26 protein-coding genes are annotated in these 21,749 nt (G+C 55.6%); 4 read left to right on the top strand and 22 right to left on the bottom strand.

The features are described 5' to 3' along the window. Position 1 precedes the first annotated feature (1 nt). The 13 genes from ACEVJK_RS03560 to ACEVJK_RS03620 all read right to left on the bottom strand — a co-directional run bounded on the left by ACEVJK_RS03560 (position 2) and on the right by ACEVJK_RS03620 (position 10,642). Positions 2-1,666 (bottom strand): hypothetical protein, encoded by a 1,665-nt coding sequence (locus ACEVJK_RS03560; protein ID WP_374739975.1) that lies wholly within the window; start codon positions 1,664-1,666, stop codon positions 2-4. 885 nt (positions 1,667-2,551) lie between these two features. Next, complete coding sequence (locus ACEVJK_RS03565; RefSeq protein ID WP_374739976.1) at positions 2,552-3,409, bottom strand: hypothetical protein; 858 nt, start codon at positions 3,407-3,409, stop codon at positions 2,552-2,554. Between the two features lie 316 nt (positions 3,410-3,725). After that, a complete protein-coding gene (locus ACEVJK_RS03570; RefSeq protein ID WP_374739977.1) occupies positions 3,726-4,160 on the bottom strand; it encodes a hypothetical protein in 435 nt (144 codons plus the stop codon). 42 nt (positions 4,161-4,202) lie between these two features. Then, the gene (locus ACEVJK_RS03575; RefSeq protein WP_374739978.1) at positions 4,203-4,412 is read right to left on the bottom strand and encodes a hypothetical protein; all 210 of its coding nucleotides are present in this window, start codon (positions 4,410-4,412) and stop codon (positions 4,203-4,205) included. 37 nt (positions 4,413-4,449) lie between these two features. Continuing rightward, on the bottom strand, positions 4,450-4,878 hold the full coding sequence (locus ACEVJK_RS03580) for a hypothetical protein (RefSeq protein WP_374739979.1): 429 nt from the start codon (positions 4,876-4,878) through the stop codon (positions 4,450-4,452). Between the two features lie 528 nt (positions 4,879-5,406). Next, positions 5,407-5,949, bottom strand: a complete 543-nt coding sequence (locus tag ACEVJK_RS03585) for an NADH peroxidase (RefSeq protein ID WP_374739980.1) — start codon at positions 5,947-5,949, stop codon at positions 5,407-5,409. Next, positions 5,946-6,365 carry a Fur family transcriptional regulator gene (locus ACEVJK_RS03590; protein ID WP_147571050.1) on the bottom strand — a complete coding sequence of 140 codons (420 nt, stop codon included), beginning with the start codon at positions 6,363-6,365 and terminating at the stop codon, positions 5,946-5,948. Before ACEVJK_RS03590 ends, ACEVJK_RS03585 begins: the two co-directional genes overlap by 4 nt. Before the next feature lie 96 nt (positions 6,366-6,461). Then, positions 6,462-7,145: a TVP38/TMEM64 family protein gene (locus tag ACEVJK_RS03595; RefSeq protein ID WP_147571051.1), complete on the bottom strand. Its 684-nt coding sequence runs from the start codon at positions 7,143-7,145 to the stop codon at positions 6,462-6,464. 86 nt (positions 7,146-7,231) lie between these two features. Further along, positions 7,232-8,098: a methylenetetrahydrofolate reductase [NAD(P)H] gene (metF, locus tag ACEVJK_RS03600; protein WP_147571052.1), complete on the bottom strand. Its 867-nt coding sequence runs from the start codon at positions 8,096-8,098 to the stop codon at positions 7,232-7,234. A gap of 30 nt (positions 8,099-8,128) precedes the next feature. Beyond that, complete coding sequence (locus ACEVJK_RS03605) at positions 8,129-8,650, bottom strand: NAD(+) diphosphatase (protein WP_147571053.1); 522 nt, start codon at positions 8,648-8,650, stop codon at positions 8,129-8,131. Positions 8,651-8,674: 24 nt separating this feature from the next. Continuing rightward, entirely contained in the window at positions 8,675-9,433 is a 759-nt protein-coding gene (locus ACEVJK_RS03610; protein ID WP_374739981.1) for an exodeoxyribonuclease III, read from the bottom strand. Positions 9,434-9,653: 220 nt separating this feature from the next. Next, the gene (locus tag ACEVJK_RS03615) at positions 9,654-10,106 is read right to left on the bottom strand and encodes a DIP1984 family protein (RefSeq protein ID WP_186852240.1); all 453 of its coding nucleotides are present in this window, start codon (positions 10,104-10,106) and stop codon (positions 9,654-9,656) included. A 110-nt stretch (positions 10,107-10,216) separates the two neighbouring features. Next, on the bottom strand, positions 10,217-10,642 hold the full coding sequence (locus ACEVJK_RS03620) for an RNHCP domain-containing protein (protein WP_186852241.1): 426 nt from the start codon (positions 10,640-10,642) through the stop codon (positions 10,217-10,219). A gap of 299 nt (positions 10,643-10,941) precedes the next feature. Between ACEVJK_RS03620 and asnA the strand changes: the two genes are divergently transcribed. From asnA to ACEVJK_RS03640, 4 genes are all read left to right on the top strand, one after another. Then, a complete protein-coding gene (asnA, locus tag ACEVJK_RS03625) occupies positions 10,942-11,955 on the top strand; it encodes an aspartate--ammonia ligase (RefSeq protein WP_240286759.1) in 1,014 nt (337 codons plus the stop codon). Between the two features lie 118 nt (positions 11,956-12,073). Then, positions 12,074-12,637 carry an elongation factor P gene (efp, locus tag ACEVJK_RS03630; protein ID WP_147571166.1) on the top strand — a complete coding sequence of 188 codons (564 nt, stop codon included), beginning with the start codon at positions 12,074-12,076 and terminating at the stop codon, positions 12,635-12,637. A 77-nt stretch (positions 12,638-12,714) separates the two neighbouring features. Then, positions 12,715-13,122, top strand: coding sequence for a CD1247 N-terminal domain-containing protein (locus ACEVJK_RS03635; RefSeq protein ID WP_147571057.1), 408 nt, complete (start codon positions 12,715-12,717; stop codon positions 13,120-13,122). Between the two features lie 125 nt (positions 13,123-13,247). Beyond that, positions 13,248-14,783 (top strand): oligosaccharide flippase family protein, encoded by a 1,536-nt coding sequence (locus ACEVJK_RS03640; RefSeq protein WP_374739982.1) that lies wholly within the window; start codon positions 13,248-13,250, stop codon positions 14,781-14,783. A gap of 55 nt (positions 14,784-14,838) precedes the next feature. Here ACEVJK_RS03640 and rplL read toward each other — a convergent pair whose 3' ends face one another. The 9 genes from rplL to ACEVJK_RS03685 form a co-directional block, all read right to left on the bottom strand. Next, positions 14,839-15,216, bottom strand: coding sequence for a 50S ribosomal protein L7/L12 (rplL, locus tag ACEVJK_RS03645; protein WP_147571058.1), 378 nt, complete (start codon positions 15,214-15,216; stop codon positions 14,839-14,841). A gap of 77 nt (positions 15,217-15,293) precedes the next feature. Next, positions 15,294-15,851: a 50S ribosomal protein L10 gene (gene rplJ / locus ACEVJK_RS03650; protein ID WP_240286755.1), complete on the bottom strand. Its 558-nt coding sequence runs from the start codon at positions 15,849-15,851 to the stop codon at positions 15,294-15,296. A gap of 272 nt (positions 15,852-16,123) precedes the next feature. After that, positions 16,124-16,816, bottom strand: a complete 693-nt coding sequence (gene rplA / locus ACEVJK_RS03655; RefSeq protein WP_147571060.1) for a 50S ribosomal protein L1 — start codon at positions 16,814-16,816, stop codon at positions 16,124-16,126. Positions 16,817-16,828: 12 nt separating this feature from the next. Continuing rightward, positions 16,829-17,254: a 50S ribosomal protein L11 gene (gene rplK / locus ACEVJK_RS03660; protein WP_147571061.1), complete on the bottom strand. Its 426-nt coding sequence runs from the start codon at positions 17,252-17,254 to the stop codon at positions 16,829-16,831. Between the two features lie 171 nt (positions 17,255-17,425). Beyond that, positions 17,426-17,950, bottom strand: coding sequence for a transcription termination/antitermination protein NusG (gene nusG, locus ACEVJK_RS03665; protein WP_374739983.1), 525 nt, complete (start codon positions 17,948-17,950; stop codon positions 17,426-17,428). Positions 17,951-17,961: 11 nt separating this feature from the next. Beyond that, positions 17,962-18,258, bottom strand: a complete 297-nt coding sequence (gene secE, locus ACEVJK_RS03670; protein ID WP_147571063.1) for a preprotein translocase subunit SecE — start codon at positions 18,256-18,258, stop codon at positions 17,962-17,964. Between the two features lie 39 nt (positions 18,259-18,297). Beyond that, positions 18,298-18,465, bottom strand: a complete 168-nt coding sequence (gene rpmG, locus ACEVJK_RS03675) for a 50S ribosomal protein L33 (RefSeq protein WP_008980220.1) — start codon at positions 18,463-18,465, stop codon at positions 18,298-18,300. A 390-nt stretch (positions 18,466-18,855) separates the two neighbouring features. Continuing rightward, positions 18,856-19,119, bottom strand: a complete 264-nt coding sequence (locus ACEVJK_RS03680; RefSeq protein WP_186852243.1) for a metal-sensing transcriptional repressor — start codon at positions 19,117-19,119, stop codon at positions 18,856-18,858. Next, positions 19,116-21,680: a heavy metal translocating P-type ATPase gene (locus tag ACEVJK_RS03685; RefSeq protein WP_374739984.1), complete on the bottom strand. Its 2,565-nt coding sequence runs from the start codon at positions 21,678-21,680 to the stop codon at positions 19,116-19,118. The genes ACEVJK_RS03680 and ACEVJK_RS03685 overlap by 4 nt, the downstream gene beginning before the upstream one ends. Between the last annotated feature and the right edge of the window lie 69 nt (positions 21,681-21,749).

Below are 21,749 nucleotides of genomic sequence, written 5' to 3' on the forward strand. Positions count from 1 at the left end.
CCTATTTCCACATTTCTGAATAGCTGCAACTGCAGGCCCGGCACCGATCTAAAACTTCAATCAACTTTACTTGCCAGCGCTCCCAGGTCATTGCGCTTCCCATGAAAACGGCCTTGTCCTTCTGATAATCAACGGAATAGCACCACGTATGCTGTGCGGTCCCGTCCAGTTTCATCCCCACACCAAAGGTCACCAGCTTTGCCAAACCACGGGGCCAATGCAAGCGGGCCAGTAAAGCATCGGCGGTTTTATTGTCCTCTTCACACTCACAAAGGCGGATTAAATCAAGGGCATCCTGTCCGCTCACTTCTTCCAATCCATACTTCCATGCCAAAATTTCATACATCAACTTGGTGCGCTGTCCCCCTGTCAGCCGCAGCACATCATCCGCAGCTTGCCCCAAAAACTTCACGCGCTTCTTGACTTTGTTGTATTGATCGGGGAAGGCCAGCTTGAAGAACTCTTCCCGCTTGGAGCGGGTGCCGTTCCAGACAATCCAATGCCCGGTTCTCTGCTTGCCGTTATCTTCTGCTATTACATTCTCCCAGACAATCGGAAGGCCACGGAAGGTCGGCTCAGAAGTAGTTTCTTCGAACACGACAGAAGTATCATCTTCGAGCGGGACTTGCGGCTCTGCTTCTGGCGCTACTAAGTCTTGCTCCACTTCACCACGGTCAAAGGCAGTTTGGGTGCCTTGCAAAATTCCAGCCCAATGCTCATCCCAAAGTTCACTTTCTGACCCAATTTCACAAATGTAGTCCCATGTGTTCGCACAACTTTGAGGCTGGAATGTCTCCCCAGGCTTGCTCCAATACAAGAACACCTTTCCACCCAAATCAGCGCCGAATACATGAAAAATATCAATACCAACAGAAAGCCATCTTTTCTGTTTCCAGTGAGGCGATTTTGTCTTTTCCAGATCGGCAAAGACTTCTCGCTGCTCTGCGCTCATTTGCTGCAACAGCTCTTCTTCGGGAAGCTCTTCCAGCATGGTATAGCTCTTGCCGTCTTTACCACTTGCGCGTTTCCCCTTGCCGCTGCTCTTGGGACGCGACAAGTCAAAGTTTTCCTTGATAAGCTGGTAAAGTTCCTGCGTCTTATCGGTCAGGCCAATGGTATTATCCCACGGCTCCCATTCGTAGATAAAATGGCCTGTATCACAAAATAAATCGACTTTGTTTGCTCCGTCCCGTGTGACAGCAGTTTTGCATACAAAACTTGCGGCGTTTTCACTTGTCAGTAAATTGATACTGTCAAAGAGCGGTTCCGCCTTTTTCTTGTCTATCCCATAAAACATGTGATAGCCACCACTCTTTGACCGTGTTACTTTATTCGCTAAACGGTGAGCTTCTTTGAAAAAACGGCTCTCTTCATCAAAATCATCAAAGTCAATCACAAAAATGTGAAGGTTGTCAAACATAGCATTGTCCAGCCAAAGGCCGATACGCAAATCTTTACTGCTTCTTTCCCAATTCTCACTACTCTTAAAATAGTAATATTCTATTACAGCTTCTTCGTAAGAAAGTTCGTAATATTTACGTTTATCACCGCTTTTAGCGCCATACAAATTCTGAATTGTATCATCGTAATGGTCGATAAAAACGGGAATTTTCTTTGAACCTAAAGTAAAGCAGTTGTTGTAAGTCGGCCCATCCCCTGCTGGCAACAGGTACTATATGCCCATCTTGTGTGCTTCCTCCTTTTTATAGATTTAAGCAAACAGTAGGAAGCGTGTTGCCAGCACTTGGCGCTGCTGCCCGGAAGCATAGAACGGAAGCGCTCTACAAGATGGAAGGCCGCTGCGCCTTCATCCTACTGCTTGTTTAAGCCTACAAATGGAGCCACAAATTATAAATTTCTCCCTTTTTCTATAAATATTATAACATAAAAATTTTTTTGCGTCAAAGAAGCGGTTTTTGCCTTGTATTTGCCTCATTTAGCAACAAAGTTGTTGCCTTCGCTCTAAAAGTTGTTGCTGGGTAATGGGAAGTGGTCGCCTCTTCTCAAAAGTTATTTCAGAGTTATCAATTCTTCTCACAAGTTGAATTCTTGTGAATGGAGATCCATTTTTGAAAGTGCAGTTTCAATTTGGAGCGGAACCCTGATTGCGAGCGGGTGAAGGGAAATCCCTCAAAAGAAGGTCAAAGGGTAGGCTGGGAGTACCCCCAGGTGGAGCGGAACAGGGAGAACACTGCCCCTGGCGGGGGATAGTTCCGGGAAAGTTCAAACATGATTCTCGGCGGCGGCTTTTCTTGGGAGTTTTCCCTACCGCTGATAAATCACGGCGGGCACGGCCGGGAACGGATAACTTCTTTTACAATCCGACAAAAATAAAGACAGATGGCGGAAAACGCCACCTGTCTTTTCCTCATTTTGTTTTATTGTTTTGTTTCTTGGTATCTTGACCTGCCTTAGCTGCTGTTGCACCGACAATAGCGCCTGCATCACCAGCAATAATACCACCCACCACAGCGCCCGCATCCCCGGCAATGATGCCGCCGACAACTGCTCCTTTGATGACTTCCTTTCTGGCTTTCTTCGCTGCTTCTTTTTAAAGTTCTGCCTTGGCTCGGTCAGACACGCCGGGGATGCCGCTTCGGGCGTTGATTTGGTTAATAGTGTGGCGAAGTTCCTTGGTAGCTTTTATACTCTTTATAAAGTCGGCCACAATTTTACCGAAGCTTTTCCCCAAACCGCCCATACAGGGCAGGATTACAAGGAACAAGGACGCATTAAGCGGAGATGAAAACCCGTCATCGGATACCAGCAAAACAATAAAGCCAATTACCATGATGATAGGACCAAATGTGACAATTCCTCGCAGAAATAGGGTCCCGAAGTAATTGCCCAGGGTTTCCTGATTTTTATTATCTCTCAAAAAGAGAGTTTTGAATGTCATTTGCGGGTGAGCCAACCATGCCCCCATGAACAGATAGCTCCAAACATCCAAGCAACTGGACAGAGAGGCATAGGTGAGAGCGTCTCTATCTTCACCACTCGCGAAAACCCCCAAACATACCATTAGAACCGCGACAGCGAAAGGAAGAGCCCATGCCTTAGCCCATTTTTTTCGCGTTTGAGGGAGAAGAAGCACAAGAACATAAATCAGAGATGCAAGTTCGCCACTCGGTGCAAATGATATAAAGCCCTGTGCCAACTCAAGGAGTAATTTTAATCCTATTGCGATAGCCAGAACTTTGTCGGCACGCCCCATAATGAGTAGGGCAGCAATCAGCAGGCTAGCCAGTAAAGAGAGGGCAGAGAGGGCACTCCACTGCACAGCGTCCCAGCTCATGACATACGGCAGGACAGCCGCTAGCAGAAACAATACCCCTGCAGCAATCGACAAGCCGCTCCTTCTTGTCGCCGGGGTCACCGGTGTCGCATTCGATCCTATTGGTTGTTTCATCGCCTGTTCCTCCTTTTTGATACAATATCGGCTTTCATTAACAAACAAAAAAAGCGTGCGGCAAAAGCCGCACGCCGAAAAACGCATAGCTCTTGCCGCGACGCAAGTTCCAACATTCCCTCAAAAGAAGTGTGCTGAAACAGAGCCTGCGTTTTTACCGAATGGTAAAAACGCACGCTTCCTTAGAGGGAAAACAATATGAACTTGCGTCGCAGTATTATTTTATCACGGATGATTTCAAAAAACAACTTGAAATAGCAAAAAGAGGACAGTACACCAGTAGTACCGTCCTCTTTCATTTTGTATTCCATTGTTATCAAGCGCTCTCCTGCTCCTTCTCTTCCCGCTTCTTCTGGAAAGCCGCAAGGTCAATCACCTTGGGGGCGTTGTTGCCGAAGTCGGGCTGCTCCTTGTAATGGGGGAACTGGGCCTTGAACCAATCCAGCACAAACTTGTAGGGATTGTTCTGGGCCAGGGAACACCGCTTAACCGCATTGAACTGGGCCAGCAGCTCATCGGCGTTCTGAAACACGCTCATGTACTGCTCCATGTGTTTGTAGGTCAGGTTCTTGGTGGGACGGGCCTTCTTGGAGGCGCGGCGGGTCTTGCGGATAATGGTCAGGCTGGGGAAGTCGGCGCGGAGTTGCTTCAACAGCTTGTATTCCTCGGAAGCGGGATTGTTGAGGGCTTCCTCAAAAGCCTTGCTCATGGTGAGGGTATTGTTCACAAAATCAATCTTGTAGTTCATCATGGTATTATTCCTCCTGAATTCTGATCTGAATTTTGAGTTGTCTTAAAAGTCGGTGTAGAGGTCAGGGGTATTGCCTTCACAGAGGGGATGGCTGGGGCGGGCACCTTGCAGGCTGTTGTATTGGGCGGTGAACTCCGCTTCCAGTGCTTCATCGGTTAAGCCAGTCAAGCGATCTTCCTCTTTCTCGTACTCTTCATCGGTGGCGCAGAAAAGCAACAGATAGCCAATCATGTAGGTACGGGTGAATTCCATAGTATCAAACTCCTTTTTATTTTTTGAAAAATGCACTTCAAGCGGACTGCTCCATTATCAATGCCTCATTCTGCTCGGCAGCGACTTCCTCGGCGGCGGTGGCCTCTGTCCCGTCCTCCGTCAACTCGGGAAAGGTGGCAAGGAACCAATTCAGCACGGTGCGGTAGGGGCTTTTCTGAACAATGGAAATCTTCTTCTGCGCCTCGAACTCCTTCATCAGCTCGTCGGCGTTCTCCTGCAAGCAGATGTACTCGGCCATCTTCTCATAGGTTCTGTTTTTGGCGTCGTTCCTCTTGTTCTTTGCCTTCTTAATGGTCTTGGAAACCATCTGTGCATTGGGGAAGTCCTGGCGGTAGGCTCTCCACTCTCTGTATTCGGGAGTACCGAAGATACGGGCTTGCTTCTCAAAAGCCTTGGTGACCTGGGCGTGGGTATCGTCGATGTAGATGATAGCGTTCTTTTTCATGGCAGTAATCTCCTTTTTCATTTTATTTTTTGTTTTGAGGGGCTTTGTTTTTTTCTTGTTCTCTGTCCCTCTTTGTGCTTTAAGTATAGCACCTGGCAAAGAAAAACCTGTACTTTAATTAGAATATGTTGTATAATAGAAGCAAGAAAAAACAGCCGAAAAGCGGCTGCAAACTGAAAGGAGACAGGCGAAAAGCAATCAGCGGCGGAGAGGTTTTGCTTTGGCTGCTCAAGAAATTGGTGAAAGTTAAGAAAAACACTCCAAAACTTCTTGATTGTTGTCCCGGCAAAGCAAAAACTTCTCAAAAGTTGTTAATTTTTCTCCATTTTTCGGTATTAAGCGGTGAAAGCCGCTTGATATAGGGCAAAAAACTGAATATCCACATGTGGAAGGTTTTCACGGATAGATAAAGAAAGAAATGCCACAAAAATATCCACAATGAAGCGGCAAGACGCAAAAAGAGAGGGAACCGGTCTCCCGATTCCCTCTCAAAAAGTGCTTATTAACTGGCTGTTTATCCGGTATTGATTAGCCGAAGTAGCGCTTCAGCAGGCCCTCGAACGCCTTGCCGTGGCGGGCCTCGTCGCGGGCTATCTCATGCACGGTGTCGTGGATGGCGTCCAGCCCCAGCTCCTTGGCCTTCTTGGCCAGCTCGAACTTGCCGGCGGTGGCGCCGTTCTCAGCGTCCACACGCATCTCCAGGTTCTTCTTGGTGGAGTCGGTCAGCACCTCGCCCAGCAGCTCGGCAAACTTGGCGGCGTGTTCAGCCTCCTCATAGGCGGCCTTCTCCCAGTACAGGCCGATTTCAGGATACCCCTCCCGATGAGCCACACGGGCCATGGCCAGATACATACCGACCTCAGAGCACTCGCCCTCAAAATTCATACGCAGGCCCTTGATAATCTCCTCGTCCACGCCCTGGGCCACGCCCACAACGTGCTCGGCGGCCCAAGTCTTCTCACCAGCCTGCTCCTTGAACTTCTCGGCAGGAGCCTTACAGATGGGGCAGAATTCAGGGGCAGCGTCGCCCTCGTGGACATAACCGCAAATGGTACAAACAAACTTTTTCATGATCGTGTTTCCTCCTTACTTTTTTTCTGTTTTATACAGTCGGGACAAAGTCCATGCAGGGTGAGCTCATGGCGGTAGACCATCAGCCCATATTGCTGACTGACGGCATGGTCCATCTCACTGTCCAAAGTAAGATGGGGCAAATCGATGACCGCGCCGCAGTATTCGCAAACAAAGTGGCTATGGGGGGTGACAACGGCGTCAAAACGCTCCTGTCCCTGAATGACTCCTACGCTCCGAATATCGCCTCTCTCCTGAAAGAAGATGAGATTGCGGTACACGGTGCCCAGGCTCAGGTCGGGATGGCTGGGTTTCAACTGCTGGTAGATCCACTCGGCGGAGGGATGGCAGCTGGTGCCCTGAATGGCGGCCAGGATGGCCTCTCTCTTTTTACTGTATCGAATGGACCGTTCCATATCCGCCCCCCTAACAATAGTAATTATCGTTTGCTATTTAAGCATAACATATGGGACTGAGTTTGTAAAGACCCAGTCCCAAAAATTTTTTATCTCTTATCCTCCCCGCTTTAGCCGGCGCAAAATCTCTGCTTCCACCCGGTCCCCGTACTTCATCCCCAGCAGAAAGAGAGCCAGGCCGCCCAGTCCGATAGGGGCCATAGCCCACAGCGGCAGCCGGAGGGAGGCGCCACCTAATGCGCTGGCGAACAGCAGGCCCCAAGGGCGGGCGCACAGCGCAATGAGCGCGAACCTGCGAAACGGGATCTCTGTCAGGCCTGCCAGGATGCACAGCACATCGTCCGGAAAGAAGGGAAACAGGAAAGCCAGCAGCAGAAAGATATCCGTTTTCGCTCGAATCACGTCCTGGTAGCGGTCTGACAGCCTTCGGCTGACCAGCCGGTCAGCAAAATCTCTGCCCAGCACTCGGGCCAGCCAAAAGACCAGGAGGGAGCCGGCCATCACTGCCCCAAAAGTGAGCCAGAAGGAAGGCCAGGTACCAAAGAGCACACCCCCGGCCGCGGCGCTGATATTGCTGGGAATCGGAGCCAGTACCACTGACAGGAACTGGAGCAGGAAAAAAATCAGGTGTGAATAAGGAGCGAACCGGCGGATATACTCCTGCAGCCCTTCTGCTGAGGTTGCTGCCTGAAAAAAGCCGCTTCGGTACAGGAACAGCCCTCCTCCCAAAAGGAGCAGCAGGGCGAGGACCAGGATCAAACTCTGCTTTTTCTTCTTCATGACGACCGCCTTCTCCTGTGGTTTTCCTCATCCTACCACAGGAAAATTAGGATATCTGGTAGTTTTCCTTAAAAATTGTTAAAATCCTACACCGACCGGATGGAGGTCAGGCTACCGGCAATTTGCTGGGCTACCGCGGGGTCATTCATGGTATACAGGTGGATACCCTCCACTCCTCCAGCAATGAGATCGGAGATCTGATCAATGGCATAGGCGATGCCAGCCTCCCGCAGGGCAGCCGGATGGTCGCCATACCGGGCTAGGATACGGGTCAGCTTGCTGGGCAGGCTGGCGCCGCACATGGACACCATCCGCTGGATGGAGGACCTGGACAGCACGGGCATGATGCCGGCCTCAATAGGCACATCAATGCCGGCAATCCTGGCCCGCTCCAGGAAGCGAAAGAAATCCTCATTGTCAAAGAACAGCTGGCTGACCAGATGCTGGGCCCCGGCATCCACCTTTTCCTTCAGGTGGCGAATATCGCTGACCAGGTCAGGGCTCTCCAGGTGTCCCTCGGGGTAGCAGGCGGCAGACACTCCGAAGTCGCTGTGGGCGCGGATATAGGACACCAAATCGCTGGCGTGGGCAAAGTCTGTCTTGGGCGGGATATCTGGATTCACGTCCCCCCGGAGCGCCAGGATGTTCTCCACCCCTTCGGCCTTCAGCTCCTCCAGCAGCCGGTCCACGTCCTCCCTGCCGGCCGCCACACAAGTCAAGTGGGCCATGGCCGGGATGTGGTACTGGTTTTGGATCAGTCCGGCGATCTCCCGTGTAGACTGGTTCACCTGGGACCCTCCCGCCCCGAAGGTGACGCTAATAAAGTCTGGGTGGATGTCCCGCAGGCCGTCCAACGTCTTGTAGATGCTATCTACTGGGCTAGTCTTTTTAGGGGGAAACACCTCACAGGAGAAAACCGTGCGCCCCTTCCCAAATAATTCTGCTAACTTCATGGAAATTCTCTTCCTTTCTGTTGATGTGCACTAGGCCAAAACAGAGGGCGTCAGGCTCTCCCGATGGTCCACGTAATATTCCACCACCTGGTGGGAAATGGCCGGATGGGCGTTTACCATAGTCAGGGCCTCCTCTGGAGTGACCCAGACCGCCTGGTCCACCTCCTGGGAGAGGTGGAACTCCTCCCGGTGGACGTTTGCCACAAAGCCGATCATCAACATATCCTTTTTTCCCAGCCAGTAGGTCCCGGTGAAGTGGAGCCCCCGGACCGCAAGGCCCAGCTCTTCCCCAATCTCCCGGGCCGCGCACTCCTCGGCGCTCTCTCCCGGCTTTATATATCCGGACACCAGCACATAGTGCTGGGTGGAGATATACCCCTGGCGCAGAAGGGCCACATTCCCCTCTTCGTCCACCGCCAGAGCGATGATACAGGTGGAGAATATGTCAAATAGAGGCCGCTTACAGCGGTCGCACCATGGCATCAGCCCCTCGTCCCCGATCTCCTTTTGGACGGCTCTCGTCCCACAGTGTGGGCAGTATTCAAATCGCATGGCGTTTCCCTCTCCGTCTTAATATCATACGTCCAGCTCCAGCAGCACCGGACAGTGGTCGCTGCCTTCTACGTCAGCGAGAATCTCCGCCCGGCGGATCTTATCCCGCAGGCGGTCGGATACGATAAAGTAGTCGATACGCCATCCCGCGTTGTTCTTCCGGGCATTGAACCGATAGGACCACCAGGAGTAGGCCCCGGTGGCGTCGGGATAGAGGAATCGGAACGTGTCAGTAAAGCCGGAGGAGAGCAGAATCGTCATCTTCTCCCGCTCCTGGTCGGAGAACCCCGCGTTCATCCGGTTGGTCTTTGGATTTTTCAGGTCGATCTCCTGGTGGGCCACGTTCAAGTCCCCGCAGTAGATGACCGGCTTTCGCCTGTCCAGAGAGCTAAGGTAATCCCGCAGGTCGTCCTCCCACTCCATCCGGTAGTCTAGCCGCTTCAGGCCATCCTGGGAGTTTGGGGTGTAGCAGCACACCAGATAGAACCCCTCATACTCTAGTGTAATGAGCCGCCCCTCGTGGTCGTGGAGGTCCTTGTCCATACCGTAGGCCACAGAGATGGGGGTATGGGAGGTAAACACGGCGGTGCCGGAGTACCCTTTCTTCTCCGCGGAGTTCCAGTATTCCAGGAGACCCTCCCCAAGGGGGACATCCGCCTGTCCCTGTTCCATCTTGGTCTCCTGCAGACATAGAAAATCCGGCCGCCGCTCCTGATAAAAGTCCAAAAAGCCTTTTTTCATACAGGCCCGCAGCCCGTTCACATTCCAGGATATAAATTTCATTGTTTGCTCCTCTGTTGTTCAAAAATCCCCGTACCCACCCTCGTCTCCGGTCAGTGCTGGGTTGTGCGTGATGCCAGATCACAATGCGGTCATGCATGGTCGGGGCATTACGATAAGCCGGGGAATCGAACCCCCGCGTCCGCCCAAGGACGCATACCAATGGTTGGCTCATTCTCAGCCAAAGAGATCGCACTCGCTCCGGAAACTATCCTTTGTCAGCTTATGACAGTTCTGTGGACCAGTTGGTCTGCTGCAGCTTGTTATCCAAAAGGCGCAGCCGCTGGGCCATCCGATCAGTGTCCTTTTGCAACTGGGCCACGTCTACTGTGCTGAGAATCTTAATCTCAGAGCGGGTTGCCCGGCGGGTGGTCTGCCCCGCCTGCTGAAGAAGATCCCGGTACACGCTGATTTTCAGGGACAGGCAGTCCTTTTTCGCAATCAGTTCCGTAAGGGTGAGACCATCCACCATCGTTCTGCTATTGGTAAGATTGATGCGGACCATCAGTTCCTCCAGCCTAGCGGCGCAGTGCTCCAGTTCCTCCAGAAGCACCTCGGGAGCTTCCGCAGGGCGCTCTCCTTCCTGGACGAGGGCGCTGTTCTCCAGCCGATTTCGGAGCTGCTCGATGCGACGGTTCAGGTCCGCCCGTTCCTGCAGGGCCTCTGCCAGTTTCATGGCGGGATCCTCCTTGTCATTTTTTATGGTTATCATTATAGCCATGGCGGTCTGGTTTGGCAAGAGATGAAATAAAGCGCCCGCCGAAGCGGACGCTCTGAAATGGTCCGTTACAAAAGCCTGCCCTCTCCGCCCATGAGGGTGGTAATCGCTTCTATACGCTCCAGTGGGAACGGAGGCATAGCAAGGGGCTTCAGCGCGATGGACATAAGCTTCACAGGGTTGTCGTCCGCTGCTGACCGGTTGGAACTTAGCTTACCGCACCGGCGGCACCGGTGGATGACCGCCCACTCTCCGTTTTTCCGGACCCAGACCCCGATGGGGTCCATCACGCCACCACACTCGGCGGCCCGGTCCCCAGGCTCCTCATCCATATGCAGGCTGGACAGACAGTTGGGGCAGTGGTTGCGGTAATCGCTGCCCGCCGCCTCCGGCGTCACCAGCCAGCCGCACACCTTACAGGTAAAGCTATCTCGGCAGGGATGTGTCTTATAGTAGCCTTTTTCAAATATTTTCCGTTTATTTTCCCGATTCATGGGGATATTTCCTCCTAAAAGATATCATGTGTTCTTTTGGGAGGCGCGCGAAGCGTTTGGGCGCAAACCTCCCGGTTTAACCCACAAGCTCCGAATCATAATGATAATTCATCTTGGTTTCCTCATTTTCTATTTTTGTCGTCGCCGCGGCCGCAACACCGCCATTATACTGTAAAGTGAGTGGAAAAGGCAAGTTCAGAAACAAAATCGTAATAAAACTGTAAAAAACGCCGTTGCGCTCCCGCAAATAATTCGTTATAATAAGGGAGATTCGATTGAAAAAGGAGGACCCTGCCACCATGCCTCAGATTCACATCCCCCAGGGTTATACTTCCCTGCTGTCCATCTATGAAACACAGAAGGCCATCGGTCTACTCAACCGGCTCTTTGAGGATAAGCTGTCCGGTGCTCTCCGCCTCCACCGGGTGTCCGCCCCCCTGTTCGTCTCCTCCACCTCCGGGCTGAATGACGACCTGAATGGCGTAGAGCGGCCCGTGTCCTTTGACATCAATGGCTGTCAGGAAACCGCGGTGGTGGTCCACTCCCTGGCCAAGTGGAAGCGCCTGGCCCTGAAACGCTACCAATTCCAGGTGGGTGAGGGGCTGTACACCGACATGAACGCCATTCGTCGAGACGAGGAACTGGACTCCCTCCACTCCGCCTATGTAGACCAGTGGGACTGGGAGAAAATCATCTCCAGAGAGGACCGGAACCTGGATTTCTTGAAGCAGACCGTCCGCTCCATCGTGGGCGCCCTGGCCGAGACCCAGTCCTTCCTCCACACCGTGTTTCCCCAGCTGTCCGTCCTGCCCAAGCTGACCCGTGAAGTGACCTTTATCACCTCCCAGGAGCTGGAGGACCTGTACCCCCAGTTGACCCCCAAGGAGAGGGAGCACGCCTTCACCCAGGAGCATCCCGTCACCTTTCTCATTGGCATCGGGGGCAAGCTCCGCTCCGGCCAGCCTCACGACGGTCGGGCGCCCGACTATGACGACTGGTCCCTTAACGGCGACCTGCTGGTGTGGGACAGCGTCAACGGTCAGTCTCTGGAGCTGTCCTCCATGGGCATCCGGGTAGACCCTGAGGCGCTGGACCGGCAGCTCGCTCTGGCCGGCTGTGACGACCGGCGCGGCCTGCCCTTCCACAAAATGCTGCTGAACGGCGAGCTGCCTCTGACTATGGGCGGCGGCATCGGGCAGTCCCGGGTGTCTATGGCCCTGTTAGGCAAGGCCCATATCGGAGAGGTCCAGAGCTCTCTCTGGGATGAGCCCAACCTCAAGGCCGCCGAGGAGGCCGGCGTCATCCTGCTGTAATGGGAGAAATTTACCGGCCCGCTTCATCAAATCCCAGGAAACCCCTTGTCAAAGCAGGGAAAATAGGGTAAAATAAATCAGCTTATTTCAACGATAATGGAGGATGATTCCTATGGCAATGATTTCTGCCAGCGACTTCCGCAATGGCGTGACTTTTGAAATGGACGGAAAGGTCATGCAGGTAGTCGAGTTTCAACACGTGAAGCCCGGCAAAGGCGCCGCCTTCGTCCGCACCAAGATGAAGAATATCATCACCGGCGGTGTCACCGAAACTTCTTTCAATCCCACCGCTAAATTTGAGCAGGCCTTCGTGGAACGCAAGGACATGGAGTATAGCTACAACGACGGCGACCTGTACTATTTCATGGACATGGAGACCTTTGATATGCTGCCCATCAGCAAGGATCTGCTGGGCGACTCCTTCCGGTTTGTTATGGAGAATACCCCCTGCAAGGTCATGTCCTATAAGGGCAGCGTCTTTGGTGTGGAACCCCCCAACTTTGTTGAGCTGGTGGTCACCGAAACCGATCCCGGCTTCAAGGGTGACACCGCTACCAATGTGACCAAGCCCGCCACTTTGGAGACCGGCGCCGAGATCAAGGTCCCCTTGTTCATCAATCCTGGCGACAAAATCAAGATTGACACCCGCACCGGCGAGTATCTGGAGCGTTGCAAGGGTTAAGTGTCCCAGCCGTCGTGAGTCCCACCTAACAACCGTAGGCCGGGGTTTGTCCCCGCCGCCTGAAAAGGAGAACGATTATGACTATTTCCGAAAAAGTCGCCTATCTCAAAGGTTTGGCCGAGGGCCTGAATTTGGATACCGAGAAGTCCAAGGAGGGAAAGCTCATCTCTGTGATGATCGGCATTCTGGAGGAGGTCGGCCTGTCCATCGAGGACCTGGAGGAGAACGCTCTGGCTCTGGGAGAGGAAATCGATGTGCTGTCCGATGACCTGGCTGATGTGGAGTCCGTGGTCTTTGACGAGGATGAGAACGACGAGGAGGACTACGACGACGACTGGTTTGAGGTGGAGTGCCCCACCTGTGAGGAGCCTCTCATCATCGACGATGAGGCTCTGGCGGAGGGCTTTATCCAGTGCCCCAACTGTCAGTCCAAGTTCTCTTTGGACCTGAGCGACGATGTGGTGGAGGCTGACGAGGAGGAGTAACCCCCTTCCCCTCTCTCCCGTTCAAAAAGCGGCCGAGGAGGCGCGCCAGACGGCGCGCCTCCTTTTTTCCTTTGGTCATGAAGCGCCCTCCCCGCGAATAGAGTGACAGGGAGGGGTGATCATCGTTGGGCGAAAAAATGTTGTCGGCGGGCAAGGGGGCGCTCTTCCTCACCGCTGTAGGCGCGGTATCCCAGATACTGGGCTTCGGCTACCGTGTGGCCCTGTCTCGGGCCGTAGGGGCGGAAGTCATGGGGCTATACCAGCTTATCATGCCAGTGTATTCGGTCCTTCTCTCTCTGACCGCCATTGGCCTGACCTCCGCCATGTCTAACCTTACCTCCCAGTATCTGGCCCTGGGCAACCGGAGGGGGCTGTCCCAGACAATGGGCACCTGCCTGCGGGCCTTTTTTCTCCTTCTGCTCCCTCTAGGCGCGCTGGTCATCTGGCTGTCCGACCCCATCTCTGTGGAGCTGTTGGGGGACGCCAGGACCCAGCTAGGTCTTATTCTGCTGGTCCCCTGTGTTGCCCTTACCGGTGTGGAAAATCTACACAAGCACTTCTTTTATGGGGCGGGGCTGGTTCGGCCGCCGGCCATCGTCGAACTGGTGGAGCAGTTCATCCGGACGGCAGCGGTGCTTGGACTGCTGTTCTTCTTTCTGCCTCAGTATCCGGAGCGGGTGGTCGGGCTTATCGTCCTAGGGATGGTGATCTGCGAGGTATTCTCCGCCTGCACCCTTTCCGTCCTGTACCGCCGTCGGTTAGGCCGCTTAGGGCTGAACGGGCCGGGGGAAACCGCCCGAATCCGCCGGAAGCGAGTGCTCTCCATTGCCCTGCCTGTAGGGGCCAACGCCCTGCTGGGCAACCTGATGGGAGCGGCCAACGCCACTTTAATTCCCCAGAAGCTGGTAGAGGGAGGGATGGAGCGGTCGGCGGCCATCTCCGAATTCGGTGTGGTCTGTGGCATGACCATGCCCATGCTCTCCCTTCCCATTGTCTTTCTGGGCGCCCTCAATCTGGTCCTGGTCCCCCGTCTGGCTCGGGCCTGCGCCTTAAACTTGCCGGGTGAGGTGCGGCGGCTGTCCTCCCGAGCCATGGCCGCCGTCTCTGTCCTCACTCTGCCTGCCATGGCTCTGATGGTGGTGCTGGGCCCTGACCTGGGCCGGCTCATGTTCAAGCAGGATGGCGTAGGAGAGCACCTGATCCCTCTGGCTGTTACCACCGCCATGAGCTGCTACTGCTCCGTGTTGGCCGCCGTCCTCAATGGGGTTGGCCGCCAGAAGGAGGTGGCCGCTGTTTCCCTGCTAGGCGGTGGGGTGCAGCTGGCCTGCACTCTGGTTCTGATCCCCCTGCCTGGCCTTGGAATGAAAGGCTATGTGGCCGGAGCTCTGGTATCCACCGCGCTGGAGCTTGTCCTGTGCCTGTCGCTTGTTCTACGGCACACAGGTCTGCGGCCCCAGCTCTTCCGCTGGATGACTGCCCCTGGGCTGGCCTCTCTCCTGGCCGCATTGAACACCAATCTTCTGCTCCGGTATCTAAAGGCCAGCGGGCTTCCTCTCCTTTGGGCTGGGCTGGGCAGTCTAGCCTTCGCTCTGGTCCTCTACCTGGCCGCTCTTCATGCCCAGGGAGTCAGCCTGCGGGATACACTGCGGGTCAAGTGGTAAACGAAAAAAGGACTGCCGCAAAAAGCGGCAGTCCTTTTAAATGCATGGGGACAGCTTACTTCAGCTCGACCTTGGCGCCGGCCTCTTCCAGCTTCTTCTTCAGCTCCTCGGCCTCGTCCTTGGACACGCCCTCCTTCAGAGCCTTGGGAGCGCCCTCGACGGTAGCCTTAGCCTCGGCCAGACCCTGGCCGGTGATCTCGCGGACGGCCTTGATGACCTTGATCTTGGCAGCAGCGTCAAAGCTGGCCAGAACCACGTCAAACTCGGTCTTCTCCTCAGCGGCGGGAGCAGCAGCGCCGCCAGCAGCGGGAGCGGCCATAGCGGCGGCGGACACGCCGAACTCCTCCTCCAGAGCCTTGACCAGCTCGGACAGCTCCAGCACGGTCAGAGCCTTGACTTCCTCGATCAGAGCAGTAATCTTCTCACTTGCCATGATAATTTACCTCCTAATTGTGTAATCAAAATCTAAATTTTTTCTCCCCACCGGGGAGCGGGGAAAGGTACGCCGACTTACTCGGCGGCAGGGGCTTCCTCAGCGGGGGCAGCGGCCTCCTCGGCAGCAGGGACGGCTTCGCCGCCCTTCTCGGCGATGGCCTTCAGCACGATAGCCAGGCTGGTGATGGGAGCCAGCATCATGCCCAGAGCCTGGGCCTGCAGAACATCCTTAGCGGGCAATTCGGCCAGAGCCAGGATTTCCTCCAGGGACAGCACCTTGCCATCCATGAAGCCGCCCTTGATGTTGAAGCGATCGCCCAGCTGCTTGGCGTACTTGTTGACCACACGCATGGGAGCGATTGGGTCGCCGGCGCTGGTCGCCAGGGAAGTGGTGCCGTTGAGCACCTCATCCAGGCTTTCCAGGCCCACATTGTTCAGGGCGAACCGGGCCAGAGTATTCTTCACCACGCCATACTGCACCTCGTTCTGGCGCAGCTCGACGCGCAGAGCGGTGTCCTCGGCAACAGTGATACCCTTGTAATCCACCAGCACGCCGCTGGCGGCGCCCTTCAGCTGCTCCGTCAGAGCGGCCACAACAGCCTGCTTCTCAGAAAGGACCTTTGCGTTAGGCATTTTGGATTCACCTCCAGAAATTGTTTCCGCGCAACAAAAAACCTCCGGTCAAAAGACAGGAGGACAGTACCATCAAAAGGTATTCTTTTGAAAGCACTCTCGGCAGGACTTACTCCGGCGGGCCGGAACCTGCTGTCTTTGAACGCGAATGATATTTTATCATCCCGGACAGGCCTTGTCAAGCAAAACCTGTCCGGGCATGACAAACAAAATTGGGGCACAGCGCAGCCGCCAGATCGAGGACCAGGTCCTCCCAGCGGTCCGTGCGCGTCTTACATCAGTTTGGCGCCGTTGACTTTCACACCGGGGCCCATGGTGGATACCACGGTGCAGCTCTTGATATACTGGCCCTTGGCGGCGGCGGGCTTGGCCTTAACAATGGCGCCCATGATGGCGTTGAAGTTCTCAGCCAGCTTCTCAGGGCCAAAGGAAACCTTGCCGATGGGGCAGTGGATGATATTGGTCTTGTCCAGACGGTACTCCACCTTACCGGCCTTGATCTCGTTGACGGCCTTGGTCACGTCCATGGTGACGGTGCCGGCCTTGGGAGAGGGCATCAGGCCCTTGGGGCCCAGCACCTTACCCAGACGGCCTACCACGCCCATCATGTCGGGGGTAGCCACTACCACGTCGAAGTCGAACCAGTTTTCCTTCTGGATCTTCTCCACCAGGTCCATCTCACCTACGTAGTCAGCGCCAGCAGCCTTGGCCTCGTCCGCCTTGGCGGCCTTGGCAAAGACCAGCACGCGCTGGGTCTTGCCGGTGCCGTGGGGCAGAACGATGGCGCCGCGGACCTGCTGGTCAGCGTGGCGGGAGTCGACACCCAGTTTCACGTGGAGCTCCACGGTCTCATCGAACTTAGCGGTGGCGGTATCGACGACCAGCTTCATGGCGTCGGCGGTATCGTACAGAGCGTTGCGGTCGATCTTCTTGGCGCTCTCCTGATATTTCTTACCTCTAAACATCTCTAACCCTCCTTACTCGCCCACCAGGATGCCCATGGAACGGGCGGTGCCGGCGATCATGCTCATAGCGGCCTCGATGGAGGCGGCGTTCAGGTCGGGCATCTTGATCTCGGCGATCTTGCGGACATCTTCCTTGCTGATGGTGGCCACTTTGTTCTTATTGGGCACGCCGGAGGCCTTCTCCAGATTACAGGCCTTCTTGATCAGCACGGGGGCGGGAGGAGTCTTGGTGATAAAGGTAAAGGAGCGATCGGCGTATACGGTGATGATAACGGGGATGATCATACCCACGTCGTTCTTGGTGCGCTCGTTGAACTCCTTGGTAAAGGCGGCGATATTCACGCCGTGCTGGCCCAGAGCGGGGCCAACAGGGGGGGCGGGAGTCGCCTTGCCGGCGGGGATCTGAAGTTTTACATATCCAGTTACTTTCTGTGCCACGAAAGAGCACCTCCATTTGAAAAATGTGGTCGTTTGGCGGAGCGGTAATCGCTCCTCCCACTTGTGCGGGCCGCTTTTGTAGGGCGCGGCGACCCTGGTGCGCCATTTATGACCCAACCTGAAGCATGCGGCGCGCCATAGCCGCCGCATCCTGCGTCCAGTCGGTCATTGTCAGGAATTTGCGGGCTCCACCTGGTCCAGCTCCAGCTCCACGGGGGTCTCGCGTCCAAACATGGACACTACCACCCGAACCTTGCCGCGCTCCAGGTCAATTTCTTCCACGGTGCCCAGGAAGGACTCCAGGGCGCCCTCGGTGATCTTGACCATGTCGCCCAGCTGATAGCTGACTACGATCTCGCGCTTCTCCACCCCAAGGGCAGCCACGTCGTCTTCGGACAGGGGGATGGCCTTGTTGCCCTCGCCCAAAAATCCGGTGACGCCGCGGATATTGCGCACCACGTGCCAGGTCTCGTCGTTCATCACCATCTTGACCAGGACATAGCCGGGAAAGACCTTCCGCTCCACGTCCTTGGGACCGTTGTCGGTAATCTCGGTAACCGTTTCCATGGGGATGCTGATCTCGTGGATCAGATCTCTCATGTTGCGGTTCTCCACATACTTCTCGATGGTGGCCTTCACCGTATTCTCATACCCGGAATAGGTGTGTACCACATACCAGTTCGCGTTGTCAGCCATAGTCCGCGCCCTCAGCCCAGCAGGGAAAGGATCAGGCCGATCCCCTTGTTGGCCACCAGGTCAAACAGCCAGATAAAGATGCCAACCACAACCACACAGGCGATGACGATCAGGGTGTTGTTGACCGTCTGCTTGCGGGTGGGCCACTGGACTTTCTTCAACTCGCTCTTCATATCCTTGAGCCACTTGCCAATGCGGGCAAAGACGCCGGGCTTGGACTTTTTCTCGGACTTCTTGTCCTTCTTGGCCTTGTCGGCCTTGTCAGAAGCAGTCTGGGCAGTCTGCTCCAGCTTCTCGTTCTCAGCCATGTTGCTACCCTTCTTTCCTTTCAGCCTGTGAGGCTCCAATTACTTGGTCTCATTGTGGACGGTGTGCTTTCTGCAGAAGGGGCAGTATTTGTTCAGCTCCAGGCGGTCAGGGGTATTCTTCTTGTTCTTCATGGTGTTGTAGTTTCTCTGCTTGCACTCAGAGCACCGCAGGGTGATCTTAATGCGCGCGCCGGCTTTGCTTGCCATTTGTTCGGCACCTCCTTTTGAATTTACAGGGACCGCCGCAGCGGCCCGCGTTGAGTCGGACGGGAGAAAAAGCGTTCCTAAAACAGAAAACGCCGGACCCGGCCATATTGCCAGATCCAGCGACACAAGGGCGTAGTACGCCATGGTCTACGGTGGGATCCGGCTCTGTTGCCTCCCTGTGTTCCAAGTATGGCTAAGGGGGTCGGACGTCAAACACCGTAAAAATGCGCACGACAAAAAAGCCCCTTTTCACAGGTATGGGATACTATATCATCTTTCCCGCTATTCGTCAAGCAATTTTTTATTTTTTATAAGTTAAGGTAAGAAACGGGATGGACGGCGGGCCCCTATTTGTAGGACCCGCCGCCGCAGTCTACTCAAATATTCGCTTCAGTCCGCCAGCTTATCCAGCAGGGCAGCCAGCTCTTCCAGCTTGGCGTCCGGGTCGCCGGAGGCGGCCGCCTCCCGGACGCAGCAGTCCATATGGGCCCTGAGCACCATCCGGTTGGCCTTTTTCAGGATGGACTGGGCGGCCATGATCTGGCTGGATACATCCAGGCAGTAGCGGTCCTCCTCCACCATCTTCAAAATGCCGTCGATCTGCCCGCGGGCGGTCTTTAGCAGCCGGTTCACCTGGGCGTGGTCTGCCTTCACTTGACAGACACCACCTCATAGCCTGCCTCGGTGACGGCGTCGGTGAGCACCTTGTCATCCACTTCCTTAGATAGGGACAAAACGGCGGACTTATCCTCCAGACTCATCTCTACCTTGTCCACTCCGTCAATGGCGGACAGGGCCTTCTCCACCCGTCCGGTGCAGTGGCCGCACATCATGCCCTCGATTATCATGGTCTTGTTCATCGTTTCTGTTCCTCCTTGCTCTGTTTCCTTTATCTCCAGGGGGCAGGCTCCCTCCCGGGCGCTCCGCTCCTCTGTGGGCGGGGATTTAAATTTGCTTTTGAAAAAGCGCAGGCGCAGGGCATTTGTCACTACGCAGACCGAGCTTAGGCTCATGGCGGCAGCGGCAAACATGGGATTGAGCTGCCAATGGAGGGTGGTGTAAAATACACCGGCAGCCAGAGGAATACCCAGCGAGTTATAGAAAAATGCCCAGAACAGGTTTTCTTTGATGTTTCGGATGGTGGCCCGGGACAGCTCCACTGCGGAGGCCGCGTCCAGCAGGTCAGACTTCATCAGCACGATGTCCGCGCTTTCGATGGCCACGTCAGTCCCGGCTCCGATGGCCAGTCCCACGTCCGCCCTGGCCAGGGCGGGGGCGTCGTTGATGCCGTCGCCCACCATGGCCACTTTCCTGCCCTGATCCTGGAGCTCCTTCACCTTCCTCTCCTTGTCCTGGGGCAGGACCTCGGCCATCACCTGGGTCACCCCCAGCTCTTTGCCAATGGCGTCGGCAGTGCGCCGGTTGTCGCCGGTGAGCATAACCACGTCCAGTCCCAGCGTCCGGAAAGCTGCCACGGCGGCCGCGCTGGAGGGTTTGGGGGTGTCCGCTACCGCGATAAGGCCCAGCACCCGCTCCCCGTCCGCAAAGTACAGAGGCGTCTTTCCCTGGGCGGCCAGAGTGTCCGCCTGGACCCCAAATTCGGCCAGGTCCACTCCAGCCTCCTCCATCATCGCCCGGTTTCCCCCCAGGAAGTATCGGTCTCTGATGGTTGCCCGCACCCCTCGGCCATGGACGGCCTCAAAGTTGCCCACCGAAGTGATGGGCAATTTCCTGCTCCTGCTCTCCTCTACGATGGCGGCAGCCAGGGGATGTTCCGACGGCCCCTCCAAACAGGCTGCCAAGGTCAGCAGGCCGTCCTCCTCCAGATCAGCCGCCGGCAGGATATCGGTCACCACCGGCTTTCCCTGGGTCAGGGTGCCGGTCTTGTCCAGTACCACCGTATCAATGGTGTGGAGGGTCTCCAGCGCCTCAGCGGATTTGATGAGGATGCCGTTTTCCGCTCCCTTTCCGGTCCCCACCATAATGGCCACGGGGGTGGCCAGCCCCAGGGCACAGGGGCAGGAAATGACCAGCACCGCCACGCCGGCAGTGAGAGCTTTTGTCACGTCCCCGCCGGTGAAAACCAGCCAAACGACGGCGGTGACCGCGGCGATCAGCATTACCACCGGGACAAAGACGCCGGCTACCTTATCCGCCAGCTTGGCGATGGGAGCCTTGGAGGCAGAAGCCTCCTCCACCAGTCGGATCATCTGAGCCAGAGTGGTATCCTCCCCCACCCGGCTGGCCTCAAAGGTAAAGAAACCGGATTTGTTGATGGAAGCGGCGGCCACCTTATCCCCCACAGATTTGTCCACAGGGAGAGACTCCCCGGTGAGGGCAGACTCATCCACAGCGGATTGGCCCTCTACGATCACGCCGTCCACTGGGATGGACTGGCCCGGCCGGACCACCACTCGGTCCCCCACCTGGACCTCTTCCACGGGAATCTCCACCTCCACCCCGCCCCGAAGGACAGAGGCCGTCTTGGGCGCCAGGTCCATCAGGCGGGTGATAGCCTGGCTGGTCTTGCCCTTAGAGCGGGTCTCCAAAAATTTCCCCAGGGTAATCAGGGTCAGGATCATTCCAGCAGACTCGAAATACAGGTCCATGTGGTAGCGGGCCACCCGCTCCATATCCCCGTGGCCCAGTCCATAGCCCATCTGGTAAATGGCGAACACGCCATAGATAACCGCGGCGATGGAGCCCACGGCGATCAGGGAGTCCATGTTGGGCGCCCGATGCCAGAGCGTTTTAAAGCCCACCTTGTAATACTTATCGTTGAGATACATGATAGGCAGAGTAAGGAGCAGCTGGGTCAGCCCGAAGGCTACGGCGTTCTCATGTCCCAGCAGGAAGGCAGGCAGGGGAGCGCCCACCATGTGGCCCATTGAGATATAGAATAGGGGAATGAGAAAGACGAAGGACCAGATCAGCCGGTGCTTCATAGAGGCCAGCTCCCGCTCCATGGTATCATCTTTTTGCGGGGCAGCCGCCTTTCCTTTTTCCTGGGGCAGGGAGGCACCATAGCCAGAGGCGGTGACCGCCTGAATGATATCCTGTGCCGTGACGACACCTTCGTCGTACTCCGCTACCATGGAGTTGGTCATCAGACTGACCGCGGCACTTCTGACGCCCTCCATCTTGCTGACCGCCTTCTCCACATGGGCGGAGCAGGCGGAACAGGTCATGCCTGTGATGTTGAATTTTTGCTTCATCGTATCACCTCGTTGCGCTGTCCCCCTCCGCCCATATGGGGCGCGCCGCGCTCCACACTGCGGAGGCGG

This window comes from Flintibacter sp. P01028, assembly GCF_041925235.1.
Taxonomy (GTDB): Bacteria; Bacillota; Clostridia; order Oscillospirales; family Oscillospiraceae; genus Lawsonibacter; species Lawsonibacter aceti.